This is a genomic window from Halococcus hamelinensis 100A6 (assembly GCF_000336675.1).
Classification (GTDB): Archaea; Halobacteriota; Halobacteria; order Halobacteriales; family Halococcaceae; genus Halococcus; species Halococcus hamelinensis.
Window position 1 is genome coordinate 1 of the sequence record NZ_AOMB01000025.1, and the last position, 20,472, is coordinate 20,472.

At 66.7% G+C, this 20,472-nt stretch carries 19 protein-coding genes and 1 tRNA gene; 7 read left to right on the forward strand and 13 right to left on the reverse strand.

Annotated elements, in window-relative coordinates:
- The 3 genes from C447_RS08700 to C447_RS08710 form a co-directional block, all read right to left on the reverse strand.
- Positions 1 to 221, reverse strand: a 221-nt coding sequence (locus C447_RS08700) for a DUF444 family protein (protein WP_007692993.1), incomplete at its 3' end; no start/stop codon positions are given.
- Positions 212 to 2,506 carry a PrkA family serine protein kinase gene (locus tag C447_RS08705; protein ID WP_007692994.1) on the reverse strand — a complete coding sequence of 765 codons (2,295 nt, stop codon included), beginning with the start codon at positions 2,504 to 2,506 and terminating at the stop codon, positions 212 to 214. The genes C447_RS08700 and C447_RS08705, both read right to left, overlap by 10 nt.
- Positions 2,506 to 4,578, reverse strand: coding sequence for a PrkA family serine protein kinase (locus C447_RS08710; protein WP_007692995.1), 2,073 nt, complete (start codon positions 4,576 to 4,578; stop codon positions 2,506 to 2,508). The genes C447_RS08705 and C447_RS08710 overlap by 1 nt, the downstream gene beginning before the upstream one ends.
- Positions 4,579 to 4,907: 329 nt before the next feature.
- Here C447_RS08710 and C447_RS08715 point away from each other — a divergent pair, with 329 nt between their 5' ends.
- Positions 4,908 to 5,297 carry a DUF5820 family protein gene (locus tag C447_RS08715; RefSeq protein ID WP_007692996.1) on the forward strand — a complete coding sequence of 130 codons (390 nt, stop codon included), beginning with the start codon at positions 4,908 to 4,910 and terminating at the stop codon, positions 5,295 to 5,297.
- A 49-nt stretch (positions 5,298 to 5,346) separates the two neighbouring features.
- Positions 5,347 to 5,796: a UPF0179 family protein gene (locus C447_RS08720; RefSeq protein ID WP_007692998.1), complete on the forward strand. Its 450-nt coding sequence runs from the start codon at positions 5,347 to 5,349 to the stop codon at positions 5,794 to 5,796.
- Positions 5,797 to 5,814: 18 nt separating this feature from the next.
- Here C447_RS08720 and C447_RS08725 read toward each other — a convergent pair whose 3' ends face one another.
- Positions 5,815 to 6,639 (reverse strand): M14 family metallopeptidase, encoded by an 825-nt coding sequence (locus C447_RS08725; RefSeq protein WP_007692999.1) that lies wholly within the window; start codon positions 6,637 to 6,639, stop codon positions 5,815 to 5,817.
- 113 nt (positions 6,640 to 6,752) lie between these two features.
- Here C447_RS08725 and C447_RS08730 point away from each other — a divergent pair.
- Together C447_RS08730 and C447_RS08735 are read left to right on the forward strand one after the other, a co-directional pair.
- Positions 6,753 to 6,836 (forward strand) — tRNA-Leu (locus C447_RS08730).
- Positions 6,837 to 6,991: 155 nt separating this feature from the next.
- Positions 6,992 to 8,134: a DUF63 family protein gene (locus C447_RS08735; RefSeq protein WP_007693000.1), complete on the forward strand. Its 1,143-nt coding sequence runs from the start codon at positions 6,992 to 6,994 to the stop codon at positions 8,132 to 8,134.
- Between the two features lie 540 nt (positions 8,135 to 8,674).
- Here C447_RS08735 and C447_RS08740 read toward each other — a convergent pair.
- Genes C447_RS08740 through C447_RS08755 form a run of 4 tightly spaced genes read right to left on the reverse strand, consistent with a single transcriptional unit; the run spans position 8,675 to position 12,930 of the window.
- Positions 8,675 to 10,387 (reverse strand): YcaO-like family protein, encoded by a 1,713-nt coding sequence (locus C447_RS08740; protein WP_007693001.1) that lies wholly within the window; start codon positions 10,385 to 10,387, stop codon positions 8,675 to 8,677.
- 51 nt (positions 10,388 to 10,438) lie between these two features.
- A complete protein-coding gene (locus C447_RS08745; protein ID WP_007693002.1) occupies positions 10,439 to 10,948 on the reverse strand; it encodes an Lrp/AsnC family transcriptional regulator in 510 nt (169 codons plus the stop codon).
- A gap of 3 nt (positions 10,949 to 10,951) precedes the next feature.
- Positions 10,952 to 11,797, reverse strand: coding sequence for an alpha/beta fold hydrolase (locus C447_RS08750; RefSeq protein ID WP_007693008.1), 846 nt, complete (start codon positions 11,795 to 11,797; stop codon positions 10,952 to 10,954).
- Positions 11,794 to 12,930 carry an acyl-CoA dehydrogenase family protein gene (locus C447_RS08755; protein WP_007693010.1) on the reverse strand — a complete coding sequence of 379 codons (1,137 nt, stop codon included), beginning with the start codon at positions 12,928 to 12,930 and terminating at the stop codon, positions 11,794 to 11,796. The genes C447_RS08750 and C447_RS08755 overlap by 4 nt, the downstream gene beginning before the upstream one ends.
- A gap of 133 nt (positions 12,931 to 13,063) precedes the next feature.
- Here C447_RS08755 and C447_RS08760 point away from each other — a divergent pair, with 133 nt between their 5' ends.
- Complete coding sequence (locus tag C447_RS08760; RefSeq protein WP_007693012.1) at positions 13,064 to 14,125, forward strand: zinc-dependent alcohol dehydrogenase family protein; 1,062 nt, start codon at positions 13,064 to 13,066, stop codon at positions 14,123 to 14,125.
- An 81-nt stretch (positions 14,126 to 14,206) separates the two neighbouring features.
- A complete protein-coding gene (locus C447_RS08765; RefSeq protein ID WP_007693014.1) occupies positions 14,207 to 14,824 on the forward strand; it encodes a hypothetical protein in 618 nt (205 codons plus the stop codon).
- Positions 14,825 to 14,826: 2 nt separating this feature from the next.
- Here the strand turns inward: C447_RS08765 and C447_RS08770 are convergent, their stop codons facing one another.
- The 5 genes from C447_RS08770 to gatC all read right to left on the reverse strand — a co-directional run bounded on the left by C447_RS08770 (position 14,827) and on the right by gatC (position 18,241).
- On the reverse strand, positions 14,827 to 15,564 hold the full coding sequence (locus C447_RS08770) for a 50S ribosomal protein L11 methyltransferase (protein ID WP_007693017.1): 738 nt from the start codon (positions 15,562 to 15,564) through the stop codon (positions 14,827 to 14,829).
- Positions 15,561 to 15,968, reverse strand: coding sequence for a nascent polypeptide-associated complex protein (locus C447_RS08775; protein WP_079254989.1), 408 nt, complete (start codon positions 15,966 to 15,968; stop codon positions 15,561 to 15,563). The genes C447_RS08770 and C447_RS08775 overlap by 4 nt, the downstream gene beginning before the upstream one ends.
- 326 nt (positions 15,969 to 16,294) lie before the next feature.
- Entirely contained in the window at positions 16,295 to 16,582 is a 288-nt protein-coding gene (locus tag C447_RS08780) for a hypothetical protein (RefSeq protein WP_007693021.1), read from the reverse strand.
- Between the two features lie 100 nt (positions 16,583 to 16,682).
- A complete protein-coding gene (gatA, locus tag C447_RS08785; RefSeq protein WP_007693022.1) occupies positions 16,683 to 17,966 on the reverse strand; it encodes an Asp-tRNA(Asn)/Glu-tRNA(Gln) amidotransferase subunit GatA in 1,284 nt (427 codons plus the stop codon).
- Complete coding sequence (gatC, locus tag C447_RS08790) at positions 17,963 to 18,241, reverse strand: Asp-tRNA(Asn)/Glu-tRNA(Gln) amidotransferase subunit GatC (RefSeq protein ID WP_007693024.1); 279 nt, start codon at positions 18,239 to 18,241, stop codon at positions 17,963 to 17,965. The genes gatA and gatC overlap by 4 nt, the downstream gene beginning before the upstream one ends.
- Positions 18,242 to 18,584: 343 nt before the next feature.
- Here gatC and C447_RS08795 point away from each other — a divergent pair, with 343 nt between their 5' ends.
- Positions 18,585 to 20,423: an ABC transporter substrate-binding protein gene (locus tag C447_RS08795; protein WP_007693026.1), complete on the forward strand. Its 1,839-nt coding sequence runs from the start codon at positions 18,585 to 18,587 to the stop codon at positions 20,421 to 20,423.
- The last annotated feature ends 49 nt before the right edge of the window (positions 20,424 to 20,472 follow it).

Here is a 20,472-nt window from a genome sequence, read left to right on the forward strand (position 1 = left end):
TGTGTATAAGAGACAGGTGGGGTGTCGCCGTCGCCCTGGCCCACCCCGCCCGCGTCGCGCCGGTCGTACTCGAACCCCGGCAGGTCGATGATCTTCACCGGGACCCGCACCGAATCCGGACGGCTCCCGCCGAGGTCGCCGTACTGGATGAACTCCGCGAGGTCCTGGCGGCGCTCCTCGCCGACCTCACGATATCTATCGAGGTCGTCCCTCAGTCCCATCGGTAGCTCACCTGGCCCATGACGTGCCGGCTCGTGAGCTCGGCCGACGCCTCGGTGTAGCCGAACTCCGCGACCATCGTCGCGATGGTCTCCGCTTTCAGGCTCGCCGTTTCGGTGCCCGTCGGCGGGTCCTGCCACTGCCGCGGGTCGAAGTCCTCGTAGGTCCGCCGGACGTCAGACCAGTCGTAGCTCCCGAGCACCGCGTCGACCACGGGGATCTCGGTGAGCGCGACGTCGCTCGCCCGGAACTCGTCGTCGCGGCTGTGCCAGGCGTGTCTGTTCATCGCGGTGATGATCTTCTCGGTGCGGAACTCCCGGACCGCGGGCGAGGGGTGGTTGCCGTCGTAGCTCTCGGGGCCGAACCGGCCGAGGTGCTCGGTCTCGAAGACCTTCATCACCAGCGGGTCCGGCCCGACGACCTCGCCGCGGTCGTTCTCCACGGTGTCGTCGGTGGCCCAGGCGTAGACGTGCTCGACGTACTCCGCGACGGTGGCCTCGTCGACCTGCTTGTCGTACATCATCGCGCCGAGCACGTCGTCCTCCTGGCGGTCGAACACCTGGTTCTTCACGGCCACCACCCGGCCCTCGAACTCGCCGCGCTCGGTGGTCGAGAAGACGGGGGCCTCCGCGAGCCCCTCGGCCATCGCGTCGAGCACGTCCTGTGGCATTACGACGTTCTCCACGGGCAGGTCGGGATGCTTGCGGTCGCGGTCGGCGTAGAGCAGGTCCGCGATGGTGTCCCGGGTGAAGGTCACGGGGATCCCGCTGTCCCCGTCGGTGCTCTCGTCGGGGAACGAGAACGCCTCGCGCTCGACCCGCTCGTCGCCACGCTGGAGGTAGCCCTGGTCGAACAGCAGCGCCTTGTCCACGAGGTCGAGACCGCCCGGGAGGGTCTCGGCGTCGAGGCGGGTGACCACGCTGTAGAGCGCCGCCGCCGCGACGGTGTGGGGCGCGAGTTCGATCTCCGTCGCGGCTCCCCCGGCACCCTCGCCGACCGACATCGTCACCGCCTCGCGGATCGTCTCGTCGAGCTCCCGTTCGTCGAAGTCCCAGACCGCCGTCTCGTTCGTGAGCTCGCGCCGGATGAGCTCGGCTTCGAGCGAGACGTTGGTGAGGTAGTCGAATTCTCTCCTATCGAGCCGGCGCTTCAGCGCCTTCAGCGGGTCGCCCGCGTTGCGTTCTGCGTGCTGATTCAACTGGGCTTCGAGGTCGGGGTTCGAGATGATGACCAACTGGGTATCGATGTCCATCCCGATCCCCTTGTCCAACTTTACGGAGCCCTCGTCCGGCACGTTGAGGAGTTTCCGGAGGAGGTCGGCGTGCTGGGCGGCGTCCTCGACGATCGTGAGCAGGCCGTTGCCCTGGCTGAGGACGCCGTCGTAGGAGAACGCCTGGGGGTTCTTCCGGCCGCGCGAGTCGAGCTCGCGCACCATCCCCGCCATCCACGAGCCGACCAGCCGTTCCTTGGGGCTGCCGTCGTCCTCCGAGTGGAGCACGCCGATGCCCTGGCCCACGTCCACCACGTAGTTCTTCACCCGGAGGTGGCGGCGGTCGGTCACGGCCGAGAACAGGTCACGGGCCCCTTCGCGGCGGTACTGCTCTTCGAGGTAGTCGTAGGCCTCCCGGCAGAACGGGTCGAGACGACCCTCGGCCACGACCGGGATGTGGTCGTCGAGCCGTGCGTTGAGCGCCTCGACGACTTCCGCTCGGACCGCCGCCGGGAACACCGTGAGAGGGCTCGACTGCACGGGGCTCTGATACCAGTCGTCCTCGTCGTCGCGGTACTCGTTGCCGTAGGTCAGCCCGCCACCGCCGCCGACGCCCGCGACGTTCCACTCGACGGTGTAGCGCCGGCCCGCGTCGGTCTTCGAGAACTCACGGAGGCCGTTGATCAGACACCGCTTGAGTTCGGACTTTCCGGTGGCCGTGGGCCCCGCGAGCCAGATTATCTTCTCGTCCTTGCCGCGGCGGGCCGCGATCGACCGGAGGTCGTCGACGAACGCGTTGAGGACTCGCGTATTGCCCAGAATGGCGTGCTCGCCGTCGTTGTGCGGGTCGTCGAAGAAGCGATAGCGCTCGCGCTCCTCGCCCTCCTCGATCACGGTTCGCGTGCCCATCGATTCGATCGCCGTCACGAGGTACTTCGAGGCGTGGGCGGCGATCGCGGGGTCGGCGAGCGCCGCGTCGACGTACTCCGCGAGGCTCATCGGCTCCTCGTAGGTCGCCCTGAGCGCCCGGTCGGCGGCCCCGACGAACGACTCGCCGGCCGGCTGGCGGTCGCTCATCAGCCCTCCATCTCTGCTTTCGCGACCTCGGCCCCGGCGAACTCGAGCACCTCCTTCGCGCCACCCTCGGAGTAGCCCTGTTCGCGGAGGGCGTCGATCCACGCGCTCCGCTCCTCGTCGTCCATCTCGCCCGACGACACCAGCGCCGAGAAGTTGATGTTGTGCTTCTTGTCCTCCCAGAGTTTTCGCTCCAGGGCCCGCCGGAGGCGGTCGTTGTCCTGCGGGTTGAACGTGTCGCCCTCGCGCGCTCGCCGCGACACCCAGTTCGAGACCTCCTGACGGAAGTCGTCCTTCCGATCCTCGGGCAGGTCGAGTTTCTCCTCCACCGAACGGAGGAACGTCTCGTCGGGGCCCTGTTCACGCCCGGTGAGTTCGTCCTCCACGGTGTCGTCGTCGATGTAGGCCATGACGTGGTCCATGTACTTCTCGCCCTGGCGCTGGATCTCGTCGAGGTCGTAGGCCAGCGCGTGCCGGACGTCCTCGATCGCTCGCTCGCGGTACTCCTCGCGAACGCGTTCGAGGTAGCGGTAGTAGGTCTCGAAGAGGTCCTCGGCGATCGAGCCGTGGTTCTCGAGGTTGCCCTCCAGGTGGTTGAACGTCGTCAGCGCCGAGAGGAACCCCCGGCTTCTGTGCATCGAGTCCATGATGGCCTCGGCGATCTCGTCGCCGATGAACCGTGGCGAGACCCCCTCCATCCCCTCGCCGATCTCGGCGGTCCCCGCGGCCTCCTCACGGAGCTTCTTGACGTCGACGTCGTCAACCTCGTCGATCTCGCCGTTGTAGGCCTTCGCCTTCTGGAGGACGTCCACGGTACCGGAGTCGGGCTCCTCTATTCTGGTGAGCACCCCGAACAGCCCCGCCATCTCGAGGGTGTGTGGTTCGACGTGGACGTCGGGCACGTCGGCGTTCTGGAGCATCTTCCGGTAGATGTTGGCCTCCTCCTCGTACTGGAGCACGTAGGGGAAGTCGATCCGCTTCGTACGGTCGTTGAACGCCTCCATCTTCTCGTCGCCCTTCTTCTCCTTGTACTCGGGCATGTTGGTCCGCCCCACGATCACCTGGTCGATGTCCATCCGGGGGTTGTTCTTCGGCTTGATGGTCATCTCCTGGGTCGCGTGCAGGAAGTCGTAGAGGAACTCGCGCTGGAGTTTGAGGAGTTCCTCACCGGAGAAGATACCACGATTCGCATTACAGAACGCGCCCGAGTAGTCGAAGGCGCGGGGGTCCGACTCGCCGTAGACGGCGATCTTCGAGTAGTTGACGTCACCGGTCAGTTCGGTCTCGTCCTGGTTCTTCTTGTCCTTCGGCTCGAAGGTCTCGACCGCCTGACGTTTGTTCTCGTCGGCGGTCAGCCGGACCACCTCGATGTGGTTTTCGAGCACCTGCTGGAGGTCGTCGTCGTAGTAGGCCAACAACCGGTCCATGTAGAACTCGCTGGCGGGGTCGAGCGCCTGCTCGTTCTCGATCGTGTAGGGTGCGTCGATCCGCTCGTTCAGCTCGGCTACCACCCGGTTTCGCTGGTCGAGCGGCAAGAGGACGAGGGGATCCTGGTTCATCGGGCTCCGGACCACGTCGTCGGCGGGGTCCTGGTCGGCGATCACGTCACACAGGTTGGTCCACCGGAAGGTGTACATCCGGCCCTCCTCGCGGAGGGTGTAATCCTCGAAGTAGCGCCGGACCTGCCGGTCGAAGTCGGATTTACCCGACCCGACGGGGCCGAGCAGGAGCTTGATCCGGCGTTCGGGGCCCAGCCCGCGGGCCCCGGATTTCGCCTTGTTGACGAACTCGTGGATCGACTCGTGGATCTCGCGACCGAAGAAGGTGTTCTCGCCACCGCTCAGCGGATCCTCGGTTGCGAGGTGGTACTCGACGATCCCGGTGTCCTCGTCGTACTCCGTGCCGTAGAAATCGAACATATCCGCGACGCGTTGATGGGCGTTGCGCGCGATCGGCGGCTCCTCGCGGACCGTGTCGAGATACCACTGGAAGGTCTGGGTCGTCCGGAGGTCGGTCGGTATCGATGCCCGGTACTCCTCGCTGAGTGCTTCGAGCGTGTTGGTTTCGCCTGACATTGTCTTATCCGTTCGATCGAGGGATCGGACGACGCCCACCGGTCGCTTCCGAGGGCGGCCGATCCAGCGTTATGTGCTCACACGTGTCATTCAGCACGGCCGACGACGCACCCCTTGACTGGTTTCGGGGACCACCGCGGAGCGCCTCGGGACGACGTAGCATGGTAGAGGGACCCACCAATACTACTAAGAGGGAGTGGTTTGGAGCATATAACTGTTGTCCCAATTTCGGCGACGAGCGGCTCTCCTCCGAGAAAACCCGCCGAAAGTTCAGGGCGCGGTGCATCCACGACCGGGAACGACTTGCCGGGTCGTCACCGAACGACAGCATGGGTGACTTCGAGACGCTTCCCGAGGACTGGGCGGTCTGGAACGAGGCCGACGACCGGTGTGTGCTGGTCTATCGGCCCGACGTGTTCGACACGAACGCGTTCGACGCGGCGTGTCTCCCGACGATCTACCTCACGCGCGGTCGGCGGTCGCGCCGCCCGGGTCGCCAGCGCGCCCCCGGGACCGCGAACACGTGGTACGTCACGCTCTTCCTCGAACCCGAGGTCGAACGCGAGGCCGAGACCTACGACACCCGCCCCGAGGCTGTTGCGGGTGCGGTAGCGCTCGCCGAGCGCTTCGCCGCCGGCGAGGTCGACTATCGCGGCCTCTACCAGGTCCCGCGCGAGGCGTATCTCGACGAACTCGACGCCCTCACCGGCGGCGGGTAGCCGCTCCGACAAGCCGTGTTCTTATTCGGACCCGGTACATACCGCCGGTATGTCACAGATCACCCTCATCGGCACCCGTCTCGCGGAACCCGGCACCGAGTTCGTCTATCGCGGCGAGGCCAGCGCGTGCGAGGGCTGTCCCTATCGCGAGCAGTGTCTCAACCTCTCGACGGGGACGAAGTACCGCGTCACGAGCGTTCGCGAGAACGCCCAGACCCTCGAATGCGGCGTTCACGACACCGGCGTGCGCGCGGTCGAGGTCGAGCCCGCCTCCGTGATGGCGAACGTCTCGCCCAAGAGCGCCTACGCCGGGAGCAAGGCCCACCTCGAAGGGCCGTGCCCGCACACCGGCTGTCCGAGCCACCCGTACTGCGAACCCGCGGGTGCCGACTTCGAGACCGAGTACCGCATCCAGGAGGTCATCGGCGACCCGCCCCACGACTACTGTCACCTCGACCGCGAGCTCACGCTGGTGGAGTTCGCCCCACCGACGGGGTGAGCCGCCGGCCGTCGTGACTCAGTCGGCGTTGGTCGACTGGCCGGGGCTCGATTCGACGTTCCCGCCGAGCTTTCCCACCAGCTCCGCGGCGTAGCCGAACTCGTTCTCGTAGCCGTACGGCGACATCAACACGGGATAGAAGGGTTCGTTGGCGACGAGCTCCTCGCCGTCGATGCTGGCGTAGGTCTCGCCCGCTGCGACCCGCTCGAAGTTGGTCGCGGGCACCCCGTAGTCGTCGGCGGCTTCCTTCGGGACCAGACGCGTGAGTCGATAGAGCGGGAGCTCGCGCGGCGGCGACCGCTCCCCGTCGAGCGCCCCCACGGCGGTGAGGAACTCCTCGGTGAGCGTGACGGCGTTCTTCGCGGCCCGCTCCGAGCCCTGATAGCCGCACTCGACTTCGAGGACCTCGGCGTGTCTGATGAGCCGGCCGTCGATGAAGTCGCTGGCGTCGACCACCGCGTCGAGCGAGAGCGACGGACAGACGGATTTCGCGAACGTCGCGTTCTCGTCGATCACCGCAAACGGCTCGGTGTAGGACTGCGTCGAGTGCATCGAGAGGCTGACACAGCCCTTGAGTTCGGTCAGGAGCTCCGCCGCGAGGCGTTTCTCGTGGGCGTCGCTGTCGGGGTCCCCAGGGAAGACCCGGTTGAGGTCGGCGTCGAGATAGCGGGTCCCCGCCGCGAGCGCCTCCTCGTTCGCGACGATACACTTGACCGGTCGTTTCACCTCGGGGTCGGCTTCGAGGAGGTGTTCGACCGCGCGCACGCCGCATGGCTCGTCGCCGTGTATCCCGCCGACGACGGCGATCTCGGGCTCGCCGTCGCCCAGCTGCTCGATTCGCATCTACCCGCTCTACTCGTCCCACCTTATTGAGTGACGCGATACGGATACGAACCACCGACCGAGCCGAGTGATCGCAACGTTTTACCCCGATCCCGGCCGATTCGACACTGCGTGCGAGGGTAGCCAAGTCTGGAAACGGCGGCGGATTCAAGCTCCGCTCCTGTAGAGGTCCACGGGTTCAAATCCTGTCCCTCGCACTGCGTGCCATCCGGCACGAAAGTGCGGGCAAGATGGAGCGTCTTGCCCTCGCAAACTTCGAACCGAACCCGAGCGGCGCGACCGGCTCGAAACCCGAGCGCGTGGCGGGGATTCGACGGACTAAAGACGCGGCGTTCGTGAGCTACGGACGTTCATGGCCGCCATCGCTGACCGAACGGATCCCGTCAGAACGTGGCTCGCGGCGGCGGTCGTCGGCGTTGTGGCCATCGCGGGCGCGTCGCTCGCGTTCCCGAAAGCCGTCTACACGAACTTCGTCTGGCAGTATTTCTGGGGGCCGATCGACGCCGACGCCCACAACGCGGTCTGTGCGATCCGGGCGAACGGGATGGTCGAGCGGCTCGGGACCGCGGACGCCTGCCAAGTCGCGGCCAGCCGGGGGTTCACCGTCGCCGAACCCGGCTACACCTTCGTCTCGGAGGCGGGCTACGCGCTCGTCCTCCTGTTCATGCTCGCCGGGATCCTCCTGCTCGTGCGCCGGCTCGGTATCGGCACCGACCGGCGCGTCGTGTTCGCGCTGATCCCGTTCGTCCTCTTCGGCGGCGCGCTCCGGACCGTCGAGGATGCCGCCGACGTCATGCCCGCGAGCGTGGCGGTCGGGATCGACTACCCCGCCAGCGCCCTGATCATCAGCCCGGTGATCTACGTCACCGTCTTCGTCGTCACCCTCGCGGCGTTGCTCGTCAGTCTGCGGCTCGCACGCCGTGGCATCGTCGGGCGGTACGAGGACGCGCTCGCGGGCTTCGGGAGCCTCGCGCTCGCGGTCACCGTCGGCTATCTCGGCTACCTCGCGGCGACGACCGAGTACCTGGACTTCTACCCCCAGATGCTGGTCGCGACCCTCGGGATCGCCTCGGCCATCGCCGTCGGGGTCTACCTCGCCATCGACCGCCTCGCGCCCGCGCTCAACGCCGGGACGGGCACCATCGGCCTCGCGATCCTCTGGGCCCAGGGCATCGACGGCGTCGCGAACGTCATCGCCTCCGACTGGTGGAACGCCATCGGCCTCCCGTTCGAGTACACCGCGAAACACCCCGTGAACGCGCTTATCGTGGGCTTCACCGAACTCGTCGTTCCCCACTCCGTCATCCTGGTCATCGGCGACTCCTGGCCGTTCCTCGTGGTGAAGATCGCACTCTCGGTCGGCGTGATCTGGCTGTTCGAGGAGGCGATCTTCGAGGACAGCCCGCGCTACGCCTACCTCCTGATGCTCGCCATCATCGTCGTCGGGCTCGGCCCCGGTACGCGGGATATGCTCCGGGCGACCTTCGGGATCTAGAACCCACCTTTTGCTGCGCTCGTTCGCTTCGCTCACTCGTCCCAAAATCGCTCCGCGATTTTGTGTGCCAATCAGAACTGCGAAGCAGTTCTGATGACGCTGGCAAAATGTGGATCAAAANCGCGATTTTGTGTGCCAATCAGAACTGCGAAGCAGTTCTGATGACGCTGGCAAAATGTGGATCAAAAGCCTCCTCCTTCCCACCGGAAGAGCTCCGCTCTTCCGTGCTCTCGCTCGCCTCCGGCTCGCGAGAACTGCGGTCAGTCGTCGGCCCGCTCGCTCCCGCTGGTCGCTCGCGGTACAACCACTGACGACTTCCGCAACCGCACAGCACAGCCGAAGCCCTCGCCGCGCGCTCACTTCGTTCGCTTCTCGCTCGGCTTGCGGCCTCGCTCGCGCGGCTCGCCCTTCATCCACCAGGAGAGCACCACAACCGTCAGCCACACTGCGGCCGCACCGCAACCGTCCCGCGGCCGCAGCGCCAGCGCCGCAGCCGCACCGCGACCGCTGGCCGCACCGCAGCCGTCGTGCGGCTGAATGCTACGGATACGGGTGGAACTCGTGGTCGAGATCCGCTTCGAAGCCCATCTCCTCGGGAACCTCGCGGGCGCGCTCGCCGAAGTACGGCTCGTCGGTGAACAGCGGTTGTGCCTCGGGCACCAGCACCCGCACCGCCTCGAAACCAAGCGATTCGACGTCCCTCGGGGTGAGCCGTGCAGCGTAGGCGTCGAGGCCAGCGTCCTCGATTCGTTCGAGCAGCATTTCGAGTTCGTCCTCGCCCGCGGGTACCGTCTCGGGGCCGGCGCTCGCCGCCGGGATCCGACCGTCGACGTCGAAGAAGGCCGCCGCATCGCCGGGTTCGGCGGCGTAGCGCCCCACCGCACCGCCCGCCGCGTCGGCCTCCTCGGGCCCCATCGCGCGGAGCTCCATCCAGTTCTGGAGCGCCTCCGCGAGCGCCGCCCCCGCCGCCGCCTCGGGGTCGAAGTCCGCCGCCGACCCGACCGCGAGCTGGGGCCACTCCCCACGTCCCACGCCGACCGCCACCACCGGCACGTCGACGTCCTGGGTGATCAGCGCCGCACGCACCGTCAGGTCCTCGGAGCGCGCCCGCGCGGCCAGCGTCGCGAACGGTTCGGCGTCGACGGCCACCCCGAGCGGCTCGAACGACGAGTACCACGACACCATCGCGGCGTCGCGCTCGATGACCTCGTAGAGCCCCGAACACAGCGCTTCCGCACCGGAACTCCCGAGCCCCAATCCCGTCGTGATCGACGGCCCGTGACGGCGCTCGGGCGGCGGGAAGGTCACGAACTCCGCCGGCAGGCGCACCGTCTCGCCCGTCGAGAGCCGCTCGCCTTCGACCCACGGGATCGAGTCGTCTGGATCGGCGTCGACCTCCTCGGGGAGCACGAACGACGACGGCGGCACCGAGTTCTCGACCTCGTCCGGTGTGCCCCGAACGAACGACGAGTCGCGGTAGACCCCGGCGCTGTAGCGTTCGAGCGCCTCCCCGAGCGCCTTCATCAGCGCCTCGTCCCAGCCGACGGCGACCCCGGCGGCCTCGCTCGCGGCGCTGGCCTCGCTGAACCCCGCAGTCTCGCCGGCCCGCGCGAGGTAGTACGGTGCGGGGAACGAGGCGACCTCCCCGACCTCGCGAACGATCCCCGTCCGCCGGTCGAGCGCCCGCTCGGCACGCCCGAGCGCCGCGTCGAGGTCTCGTTCCTCGTAGTTACGGTCGAGAGCACCTCCCCTACTTCCCTCCCCCTCACACTCGCAGTTCGGCACCGCCAGCAGCCGACGTTCGGCGTGGGGGATCTCGACCACGCCGCCGAGCACCGCCGACTCCTCGCCCTCGACGAGCCGGCGCGCCTCGTAGCCCGCTCGCGCACCCGCGAGCCACGCGGTCGCGTCGTCGACCTCGTCGGGGTCGCCCGCGGTCCCCTCGATGTTCGCCTCGACGCGGGTACACAGGCAGGTATAGCAGGCCGTACCGGGGGCGAACCCGGAGACCGCGGCCGTACACACCCCGCGGCCGGCGAGCCCACCCAGCTCGACCGCGAGCCACGGGGTTTCGCTCGCCAGCGCGACCGCGTTCGTCTCGCTGAAGGCCGCCGCGCCCGCGGTGTCCGCGACGAGGGCGAGGTCGACCTCGCCGACGTCGCTCGCTTCGGTTTCCGCCACGGTCGCCGCGTCGCCGAGCGCCGCCCGGACCGCGTCCGTGGCGGGGCCCGAGCCGACGATTCCGACGTTCATACCCGAACCACGTCCTCCCCCGCAAAAGTCCCCGCTATTCGCGTCCGGCCTTCACTCCCCGAGGCTTTCGAGGAGCTCGGGGTCGGTCCCGAACTTCAGGACGTTCGTCACCACCGAGTTCCGGATGTTCGAGACCACGCCGCCGTGCGCCTTGTAGAACTCGTGGATCCAGCGGGATTCGGCCTCGCGGGTCGGGAACATCATCACCGTCTTCCACTGGTACTCGCCGTCCGAGAGGAAGTAAAACAGGGTGTTCGGCGAGTCGCGGATGTACTCCATCGCGGGCCGCCAGCCCTCGGCGAACCGCTCGCCGTTGAACTTGAACTCGAACAGTCCGAAGATGAAGAACTCCTCGTTCGGGATGATCGCCTCGCGGAAGACGCCCGCCTCGCGCATCCGGCGGATCGACTCGCTCACGGTGACGTGCGAGACGTCGATGTCGTACTTCTCGGCGAGCACGCCGGTGAGCTGGCGCGAGGAGACCTGCGGGTCCCGGGCGAGCTCGCGCAGGATCGTGACGTCGCGCTCGGAGAACTCCCATTCCGGGGTGTCGTCGCTCATCGATTACCTATCGAGGAACTCCCGGAGCGCCGTCATATAGCCATCGGTCCGGTCCTCCATCACCCAGTGATAGGCCTCGTCGAGCGCGACCACCTCCCCACCCGTGTCGGCGGCGAGCCGTTCGGCGTACGCCAGCGACTGCAGGACGTCGTCCGCACCCCAGAGACAGAGCACGTCCGCCGTGATCGCATCGTAGTCGATCTCGGTGGTGTGGTTCGTGTTGGTCGCCACCGCACACCGCGCGAGCGAGGTCCGTCCCGCCTCGGTGAGCCACGGCGCGAGCATTCCCTCGACGAACTCGGGGTCCGCATCGTCGTGGGTTCCCTGCGAGAACACGCCCCCGACGTGTTCTTCGAGGTCGTCGAAGCTCGTGTCGGTGGTCTTCGGCAACCCCAGGTTCGAGATGAACTCGACGGGCCAGGAGTCATAACAGACCGCGTTCGAGCAAACGAGCTCGTCCACTCGGTCGGGGTGGTGGGCGGCGTACCGGAGCGCGACCCCGCCGCCGATGTCGTGGGAGACCAGCGAGACCCTATCGAGACCGAGGTCAGCGAACAGCTCGTCGAGCATCGCCTCCTGGGCGCGGATCGACCGGTCGAACCCGTCGGCCATCGCGGAGTTGCCGTAGCCGAGCAGGTCGGGGACGATCACCCGACGATCCTCGGCGACCGCGGGCGCGATATCGCGCCAGAGGAACGACCAGGTGGGAATCCCGTGTAGGAAGACGACTGGGGGTTCGTCGGCGGCACCCGATTCCGGGCCGTCGTCGCGATACGCCACCGGGAGGTCGTGGTCGTCGACCGTCACGGTCGTCGTCTCCTGTTCGGCCGCCCAGTCCTCGTGGTTCATAGTATCCGGTCGGCGATGATGTTCTTCTGGATCTCGGAGGTGCCCTCGTAGATCTTGGTGATCCGGGCGTCGCGGTAGTAGCGTTCGGCGGGGTGGTCGGAGACGTAGCCCGCGCCGCCGAAGACCTGGAGCGCCTCGTCGGCGACGTCGACGGCGTGCTCGCTCGCGAAGAGCTTGGCCATGCTCGCGAAACGCACCGCGTCGTCCGAACCGTCCCCGACCGCGCTCGCGGCGCGGTAGGTCAGCGACCGCGCGGCCTCGACGTTCGTCGCCATCTCGGCGAGTTTGTGCTGGATGGCCTGGAACTCCGAGATGGGTTGGTCGAACTGCTCGCGCTCGGTCGCGTACTCGCGGGCGGCGTCGAGCGCGCCCTGCCCCGCGCCGACCGCCTGGGCCGCGACGCTGGTGCGCCCGGAGGCGAAGAAGTCCATCAGCTGGTAGAAGCCCTGGTTGACCTCGCCGATGACGTTCTCCTCGGGGACCCGAACCCCTTCGAGCCGGACCTCCGCGAGGTCCGAGGCTCGAATGCCGAGCTTGTTGGTTATCTTCTCGGGGACGAACCCGTCCGTCTCGGTGGGGACGAGGAACGCCGTGATCCCCCGATGGCCCGCACCGGGGTCGGTCTTCGCCATCACGACGGCGACGTCGGCCACCGAGCCGTTGGTGATCCACATCTTGTTGCCGTCGATGACCCACTCGTCGCCCTCCTTCTCGGCGGTCGTCTCCATCCCCGCGACGTCCGAGCCGTGGGCGGGTTCGGAGATCGCGCTCGCGGAGGCCGAGTCACCGCCCGCGATCCGCGGGAGCCACTCCTCCTTCATCCACTCGTCGCCGTACTCGATGACCATATCGCTCCCGAAGCCCGCCGACCCCACCGCACTCCCGATGCCGGGGTCGGCGCGCCAGAGCTCCTCCGTGACGAGGGTGGTCGAGAGCTTGTCCATCCCCGCGCCGCCGTACTCCTCGGGGATGTTCGGTGCGACGAAGTCGTACTTCGCGGCCTCGCGCCGGAGCTCCTCGGGGTACTCGCCGGACTCGTCGTGTTCGCGCGCGACGGGAACGATCTCCTCTGCGGCGAACTCCCGGACCGCCTTCCGGATCGCCTCGTGCTCGCCCGATAGCTGGAACGCCATACACGGGAGTGGGTTTCCAGCGAAAAGTATCTTCCTGCCGAACGTGAACGACGGTAACTACACTCGGGAGGACCGTCCGCGAGCCCCCATCTGTACGGAACGATTATGGACGTAGCCCGTGAAGGGATGCACTATGCGAGCAGCTGTCCTCGAAGAGTACGGTGAACCGCTCGATATTCGTGACGTGGACGCGCCGGATCCGGGTCCGGAGGGTGCGGTAGTGGAGCTCGACGCCTGTGGGATCTGCCGGAGCGACTGGCACGGCTGGCAGGGCGACTGGGACTGGCTCGGCATCCAGCCCCAGCCGGGCCAGATCCTCGGCCACGAACCCGCGGGCACGGTCGTCGCGGTCGGCGACGAGGTCGAGAACGTCGCCGAGGGCGACCAGGTGACGGTGCCGTTCAACCTGGGCGATGGCACCTGCCCGCAGTGTCGCACCGGCCACGGCAACGTCTGTGAGAACGTTCGGCCACTGGGCTTCGTCGAGTCCGTACCGGGCGCGTTCGCCGAACAGCTCCGGGTACCGACCGCGGACCAGAACGCCGTTCAGCTTCCGGACGGCGTCTCGCCAGTCGATATGGCGGGTCTCGGCTGCCGGTTCATGACCTCGTTCCACGCGCTCGCCCATCGGGCCGACGTCGGCGGCGGCGACTGGGTCGCGGTCCACGGCTGCGGTGGCGTCGGGCTCTCGGCGGTCCACATCGCGAGCGCGCTCGGCGGCAACGTGGTCGCCGTCGACCTCGAGGACGAGAAACTCGACAAAGCGACCGAACTCGGCGCGAGCGAGACGGTGAACGCGAGCGAAGTCGAAGACGTTCCGGGCGAGGTCAAAGCCATCACGAACGGCGGTGCGGCGGTCTCCGTCGACGCGCTCGGGATCGCCACCACCTGTCGGAACTCCGTGCTGAGCCTCGCGACCCACGGCCAGCACATCCAGGTGGGGCTCTCGACCCAGGACGAGGGGGGCATGGTCGAACTCCCGACGGACCTGATGGTGATGCAGGAGATCGAGTTCATCGGCTCGCTCGGGATGCCGCCGACGGACTACGACGAGATCTTCAGGATGGTCGGCGACGGCAAGCTCGACCCCAGCGCCGTGGTCTCCGGGACCGTCTCGCTCGACGACGTCTCCGACCAGCTAGAGGCGATGAGCGACTTCGGCACGATGGGCATCCCGGTCATCGATAGCTTCTGAGGTCTCTCGCGGCGTGTCGCCATACCAGCGATTCGGTCGCGGAGGGCGATGACTCATCACTACCGGGAGCCGACTGCGACTATGGTTGACCCCGACGAAACGCCGGACCTCCCGACCGAACGTCTCGAGGCTGGCGGCTGGGCGCACGCCGAGACGACCACCGAGACGCTGTTCGGTCTCTCGACGATACGCGTGGTCGGCACGACCGTACTCTACGAGGACGGAGAGCTTCGGGCGCGGCTTCGCGAGGCGACCGACGGCGACCTCGATGCGCCCTGGCGGTTCTTCTTCGCCACCCAGCTCGACTTCCGACCGCCGCTCGCGCCCGGCATCGGTCCCGCAGCCATCCTGCCCACGGTCACGATGGAGGCACGGCGTACGTTCACGAGCGACCTCCGGGACCGCGGGTTTCGGAACGTGGACCGTGGCCGAACGCAGCGGACTCGAACACGGTCGGGCGAGCGCCTCCGCCTCACGAAGTACACCGCACGCTACGCGGTCGAGTGGAAGGAGCGTTACGACCTCGATATCGAGGGCTGGATCGGGGTCTGGGTTCGAAGAGGGACCTTTCGCCTCGCCGGCGGCGCGTATCCGACACGGGGCTTCGACGAGCTGCTCGCGGCGGTCGACGAAGAAGCCCCCACCGACCCCCGCGAGTATCGCGGCGACCTCCTCGACCTCGTGAGGGCGGTCGAGTAGCGCTACGCCCGTGCGAAGACGAGGTAGCCGGTGTGGCCGACGCCGGCAGTCGAGGGGCGCGTCCCGCGCTCGCCGACGTCCATCTCGCGTTGGATCGTCTCGTAGGTCTCGGGGTCGAGTCCGACCTCGCGCGCCGTCTCGACGGTCTCGCGAACGCTCTCGATGAACGGCGAGTAGACCGCGAGGAAGCCGCCCCGAACCAGCAGGTCGGGGACGTGCTCGACGATCGCCGACGCGTCGCCGGTGTCGAGCGTCACGAGGTCGAACCCCGAGTGTGCATCGAGGTCGTCGAGGCCGTCGCCGGTCCTGACCTCGACGGTGCCGTACTCGTTCTCCACCCCATCGACGCCCGCGAGCGCCATGTTCTCGCGCGCGACGTCGGCGAACCCGGGGTCGCGCTCGTAGCTCACGACCGAGGCACCCGCCCGCCCGAGACAGGCCGCGAGCACGCCGGTGCCGGTCCCGATATCCAGCACCCGATCGCCCGCCGAAACGCCGGTATGACCCATCAAGAGCCCGATATCGCGTGGGAGCATCGGCGCGCCGGTGCGCTCGAAGTGCTCGAAGAGGTCGGGGCCCCGGAGTCCACGCACCCGGAACTCGGTTCCGAGGTGGGTCTCGACGGTGTCCCCCGTCCCGATGTCCTCGGGAACGTCGAGATAGCCGAGGTCGGTTTCGAGGCGCTCGCCCGGTTCGCGAAGGTACTCACGACCCTCGCCGACCAACAGGACGGCGGTCACTCCAGCCGCGAGACCGCCGCCGCGAGGTCGCCGTCCTCGGCCTCGAGGGCTTCGCGCGCGGTCTCCTCGGTCGCGCCGGTGCGCTGGGCGACGATCTCGACGTCGGCGTCCGGGATGCCGCCGGTGTCGTCCGCACCGCTCGACTCGGTGCCGTCGCCGACCGGGATCGCCTCGTCCGAACCGGCACCGGCCCCCGCGTCCCTGGACTCGGGCTCGCCGGTGATGGTGTAGGTCGCCTGGCCCTGGGCGTCCATCCGCTGGACCTCGGCGTCCGTGAAGACGAGTTCCTCGTCGGGGGTCCGGATCACGATCTCCTCGGCATCGATCTCCTCGATGTCGATCCCCATCTGTTTCATCATCTGCTGGAGCTTCCGCGGGTTCATGCCGCCGCCTCCTCCAAACATGGTTCGACAGAACGAAGCCAGCGACTTGTTCCTTCCGGACCCACCTTTTGCTGCGGTCGCTCACTTCGTTCGCTCCCTGGCAAAATGTGGATCAAAAGCGCGTCGGGTTCCCGTTGGTCACCCTCGCGCCCGCTCGTTCGGCTTGGCCTCACTCGCGGTACAATCCCTGACTTCCCGCATCCGCACCGCAACCACGCCGCCGAAGCCCTCGCTCGTTTCACTCGCTCGCCCTTCATCCGCCAGGACCGCAACCGCCGATCGCACCGCGACCGTACCGCCGCAGCCGCACCGCGACCGCTCGGCCGCCGCCGAGCATCCGCGAACCCCTATCGCTGGGTCGTGTTTCCGGTCGGGAGATGCCCTCGGAGCCAGCGGTCCCAGCGCCAGGTGACGGCGACCATCCCGAGACCCAACAGCGCGAGGAACAGACTGACACCACCCTGGAGGCTGAGCAGCGATCCCTGGATCGCCGTGTCGAGGATCCCCAACAGGCCCACGACCAACAGTGCGCTCCCGATCGCTATCGCCACGAAGTCAGCGATCATCGCGCGCACCTCGTCACGCACCGCCCGACGCGCTACCTCGTACACCTCGCGCTTCTCCTTCGGATCCATCTTTCATCCACCACTCATCACTCACGTGTAAATAACCGTTTCCTGCCACCACAGTAGCACACGAATCCCCGCTACTGTCTACACAGAACGCCTCGGTCAGCTATTCGACCGCGCTCGCCGCCCGGATGACCGTTTCCTCGCCGAACGCCGGACCGACGAACTGCGCCCCGACCGGCAGGCCCTCGGCCGTGCCCGCGGGGACCGATATCGCGGGGAGGTCGGCGAGGTTGACGGGAACGGTGTTCGCGTCCATCAGGTAGAGCTGGAGCGGGTCGTCGAGGCTTTCGCCGAGTTTCGGCGGGAGAACGGGCATCGTCGGCGAGGCCAACACGTCGGCCTCGGTGAGCGCGTCGTCGAAGTCCCGCTTGATCCACGCGCGGGCGTCCTGGGCCTTCTTGTAGTACTTGTCGTGGTAGCCCGCCGAGAGCGCGTAGGTTCCCAGGAGGACCCGGCGTTTGACCTCGGGCCCGAAGCCCGCCTCGCGCGAGCGTGCGAACGCGTCGTTCCAGTTACCGTCGTAGCCACCCTCGTCCGACGCGCCCGAAACCCCGTACCGAACCCCGTCGAACCGCGCGAGGTTCGAGGAGGCCTCCGACATCGCGATGACGTAGTAGGCCTGGACGGCGTGGGCGAGCGAGTCGAGGCTCACCTCGCGGACCTCCGCCCCCTGAGCTTCGAGGTCCGCGATGGTCTCCTCGAAGGCCGCGGCCACGCCCTCGTCGGCTCCCGAGACGAGCTCCGAGAGCACGCCGATCGTCATCCCGTCGACGTCGCCGTCGGCGGCCGCCGCGTAGTCGGTGCCTTCGCCCTCTTCTCGGGTCGTCGCGTCGTGCGGGTCCGGACCCGCGATCACGTCGAGGAGTTCGGCGGCTTCCTCGACCGTGGGCGCGAGCGGCCCGATCTGTTCGAGACTGTTGGCGTAGGCGACTAGCCCGTAGCGCGAGACCAGCCCGTAGGTCGGCTTGATCCCGACCACCCCGCAGAACGCGGCGGGACACCGGACCGACCCACCCGTGTCGGAGCCGAGCGCGAGGTCGGCCTCGCCTGCCGCCACCGCCGCGGCGCTCCCGCCCGAGGAGCCACCGGGAACCCGTTCCTCGTCCACGGGGTTCGTCGTCGGCCCGAAGTGGGAGGTCTCCGTGGTGGTCCCCATCCCGAACTCGTCCATGTTGGTCTTGCCGACGACGGTCGCTCCCGCTCCCTTCAGCCACTCGACGACGGTGGCGTCGTAGGGCGGCACGTAGTCGGCGAGCATCGCCGACCCGCACGTCGTCTTCACTCCCCGAGTGCTGATGTTGTCCTTCACTGCAACTTGCCGACCGTCGAGTACTCCAGATTCCTCGGACTCGATCGTCTCTTTGGTGATGAACGCGTCGTGGCTCATCCGACCGGCGGCCCCTCGAAGTAGCCGTCCTCGGTCGCCGGCGCGTTGCTGAGGGCTTCCTCCTGGGTGAGTCCCTCGCTCACCTCGTCGGTCCGGAGGACGTTCACGAGGTCGGGCTCGCCCTCGACCGCGGGCACCTCGTCGAGCGCCTCGAAGGAGTCGAGGATCTCGGCGAACTGCGCCGCGAACCGCTCGCGCTCGTCGGGCGTGAGGTCCACCCGTGCGAGCTCGGCGACGTGCTCGACCGCCTCGGGGTCGACCGCCGTTTCGCTCATACCCGACGACGGCGAGCGCGACCACTAAGCGTTTCGAATGGTGTTTTCGAGCACGGAATTCTAGTTCGATCCGGGTCGTGTGGGAACAGCCCTATCTAGCATTATGAATTCGATTTGTCTTGAAATATTGGGTGAATAGAGCTAGATCTCAGATATACTTGTGGTCTATTGTAGACAAAGATATCGATTTCAAAATACACCAACGAACCCATAAATTATATATAGATTTGGTTGTTGTCTCTAAAACATGCCATCGGGTCGCAAAGAGCGCGATACTGACGTACCGTCCTCTGTTACTTCACCCCGCCGCCGACATCTTCTGAAAGCCCTTGGTCTCGGTGGTATGGTCGGTCTCGCTGGCTGTTCGAGCGGGAGTAGTGGCGGCGGAAACAACAGCGGCGGTAACGGCAGCGGTGGGTCGTCGAACGGTTCAGCCGGGGGGACGTCCGCCGGATCGAACGAGGACACCCGTTCCGGCAAGCGGTCCGTCGGCGGCAATTACATCGTCGGGGACCAGACCGGGATCACGACCCTGAACTGGCTTCAGGTCGACGACCAGCCGACCGCCAATCGGATCCGGCTGATGCTCGATTTTCTCTACACCGTCACCCAGGACAAGGAGGTGTTCCCGCTGCTGGCGAAGGATATCTCGACCCAGGACGACCAGACCTACACCGTCACGCTCCGGGACAATCTCGAATGGGGCGGCAACTACGGACAGATGACCGCCGAGGACTGGATCTACCAGATCAAGAACGTCTTTCAGGCGAATTCGAACTGGTCGGGCTATACGAATCAGAGCTACTGGCTGACCGCCGACGGAAACCCGATCCCGGTCGAGAAACGAGGGAAGCTCAAATTCGACATCAAGCTCCAGGATCCGGACCCGTCGTACCTCCTCCGACCGAACCTCCAGGGCGCGTGGTGTATGCCGAAGAAACTCCTGAACCAGTACGTCCCGAATCAGGACACAGAGGGTCTGAAAAAGGACACCGATGTCCAACAGGTCGGCTACTCCGGCAACCTCGGACCGTATACGTTCGACCACCTCAACCGGGAATCGGAGTTCGTCGCCACCCGGAACGAGAACTACTACCTCCGCGACGCCAGCGACGTTCCCGAAGCGTGGAAGAACGTACCGTATTTCGACAAGTACACGTACAAGGTCATCCCCGAGCAGAGCACCCGTCTTTCGGCGCTCAAATCGGGCGGAGTCACCGAATCGGGTATCGCGGCAGCGAAGGTCGAGCAGTTCCAGAACATGGACGGCATCACCGTCCAGCAGATAAAACAGCCGTATCTGACGATGATATTCTACAATCAACGCAAGAACGGCTGGAAGCCCTTCCGAAAGCAGTCGGTTCGGCGGGCGCTGTCGTACGCGGTCGACAAGAAGAGCGTCGTGGAGAACATCTTCCGTGGCTACTCGGAGGTGGCGCACACATTCCAACCCCAGTGGTCGGAGTGGTACGACGATTCACAGGTCCTCGAAACCGGTGTCGGAAAGCGCTACAGTCCGGAGAAAGCCCGTACCAAGCTCGAAAATGCGCTTTCGGGGACCGAGTACGGCTACGACGGCGACACCCTCACCGGGCCGGACGGCGAGGTCTCGCTCTCGCTTGTGATCACCACATCGAGCGACACGGTGAAGACGTTCGCGCAGTATCTCGGGCAGGCCTACGGCGAGATCGGGATCGACGTCAGCATCAACCCGGTGAAGTTCAACACGTTGATAAACAAATATCTCTCCAACAGTTATCAGGGGAACGGCGAGCCGAAGTGGAACGTGAGCGGCTCCAACGGCGGCGGCCGCGACGAATCCGTCAGTCCCGAGTCCTGGGATATGTCCGTCGGTGTCATCCTCAACACGTACCCGCTCACGCCATCGAACACGAGCGCGTTCTTCGAGAAGAAGGGAACCGCGAACTACGTTGGCTACTATCCGGAGGCCGACTTCGAATCGCTGTATAACGAAGCTTCGACGGCCACGAACGAGAAAAAACGCCAGCGGACCTACGCGGAGATCTTCGGGGAGCTCAGCAAGGAACAGCCCTACAACTTCGTGAGCATGGGGTCCGACATCTACGGCTATCAGAGTAAGGTGCAGGGGCCAAAGAACGGCGAGAGCCCCTACCTCGCCAACTGGGACAGCTGGACGTGGGACTTCAAGCCGCAGCAATGACGGAGCACGCTTGAACTCTCAACACCCAACATCGGTGCGAGGTGGTCAG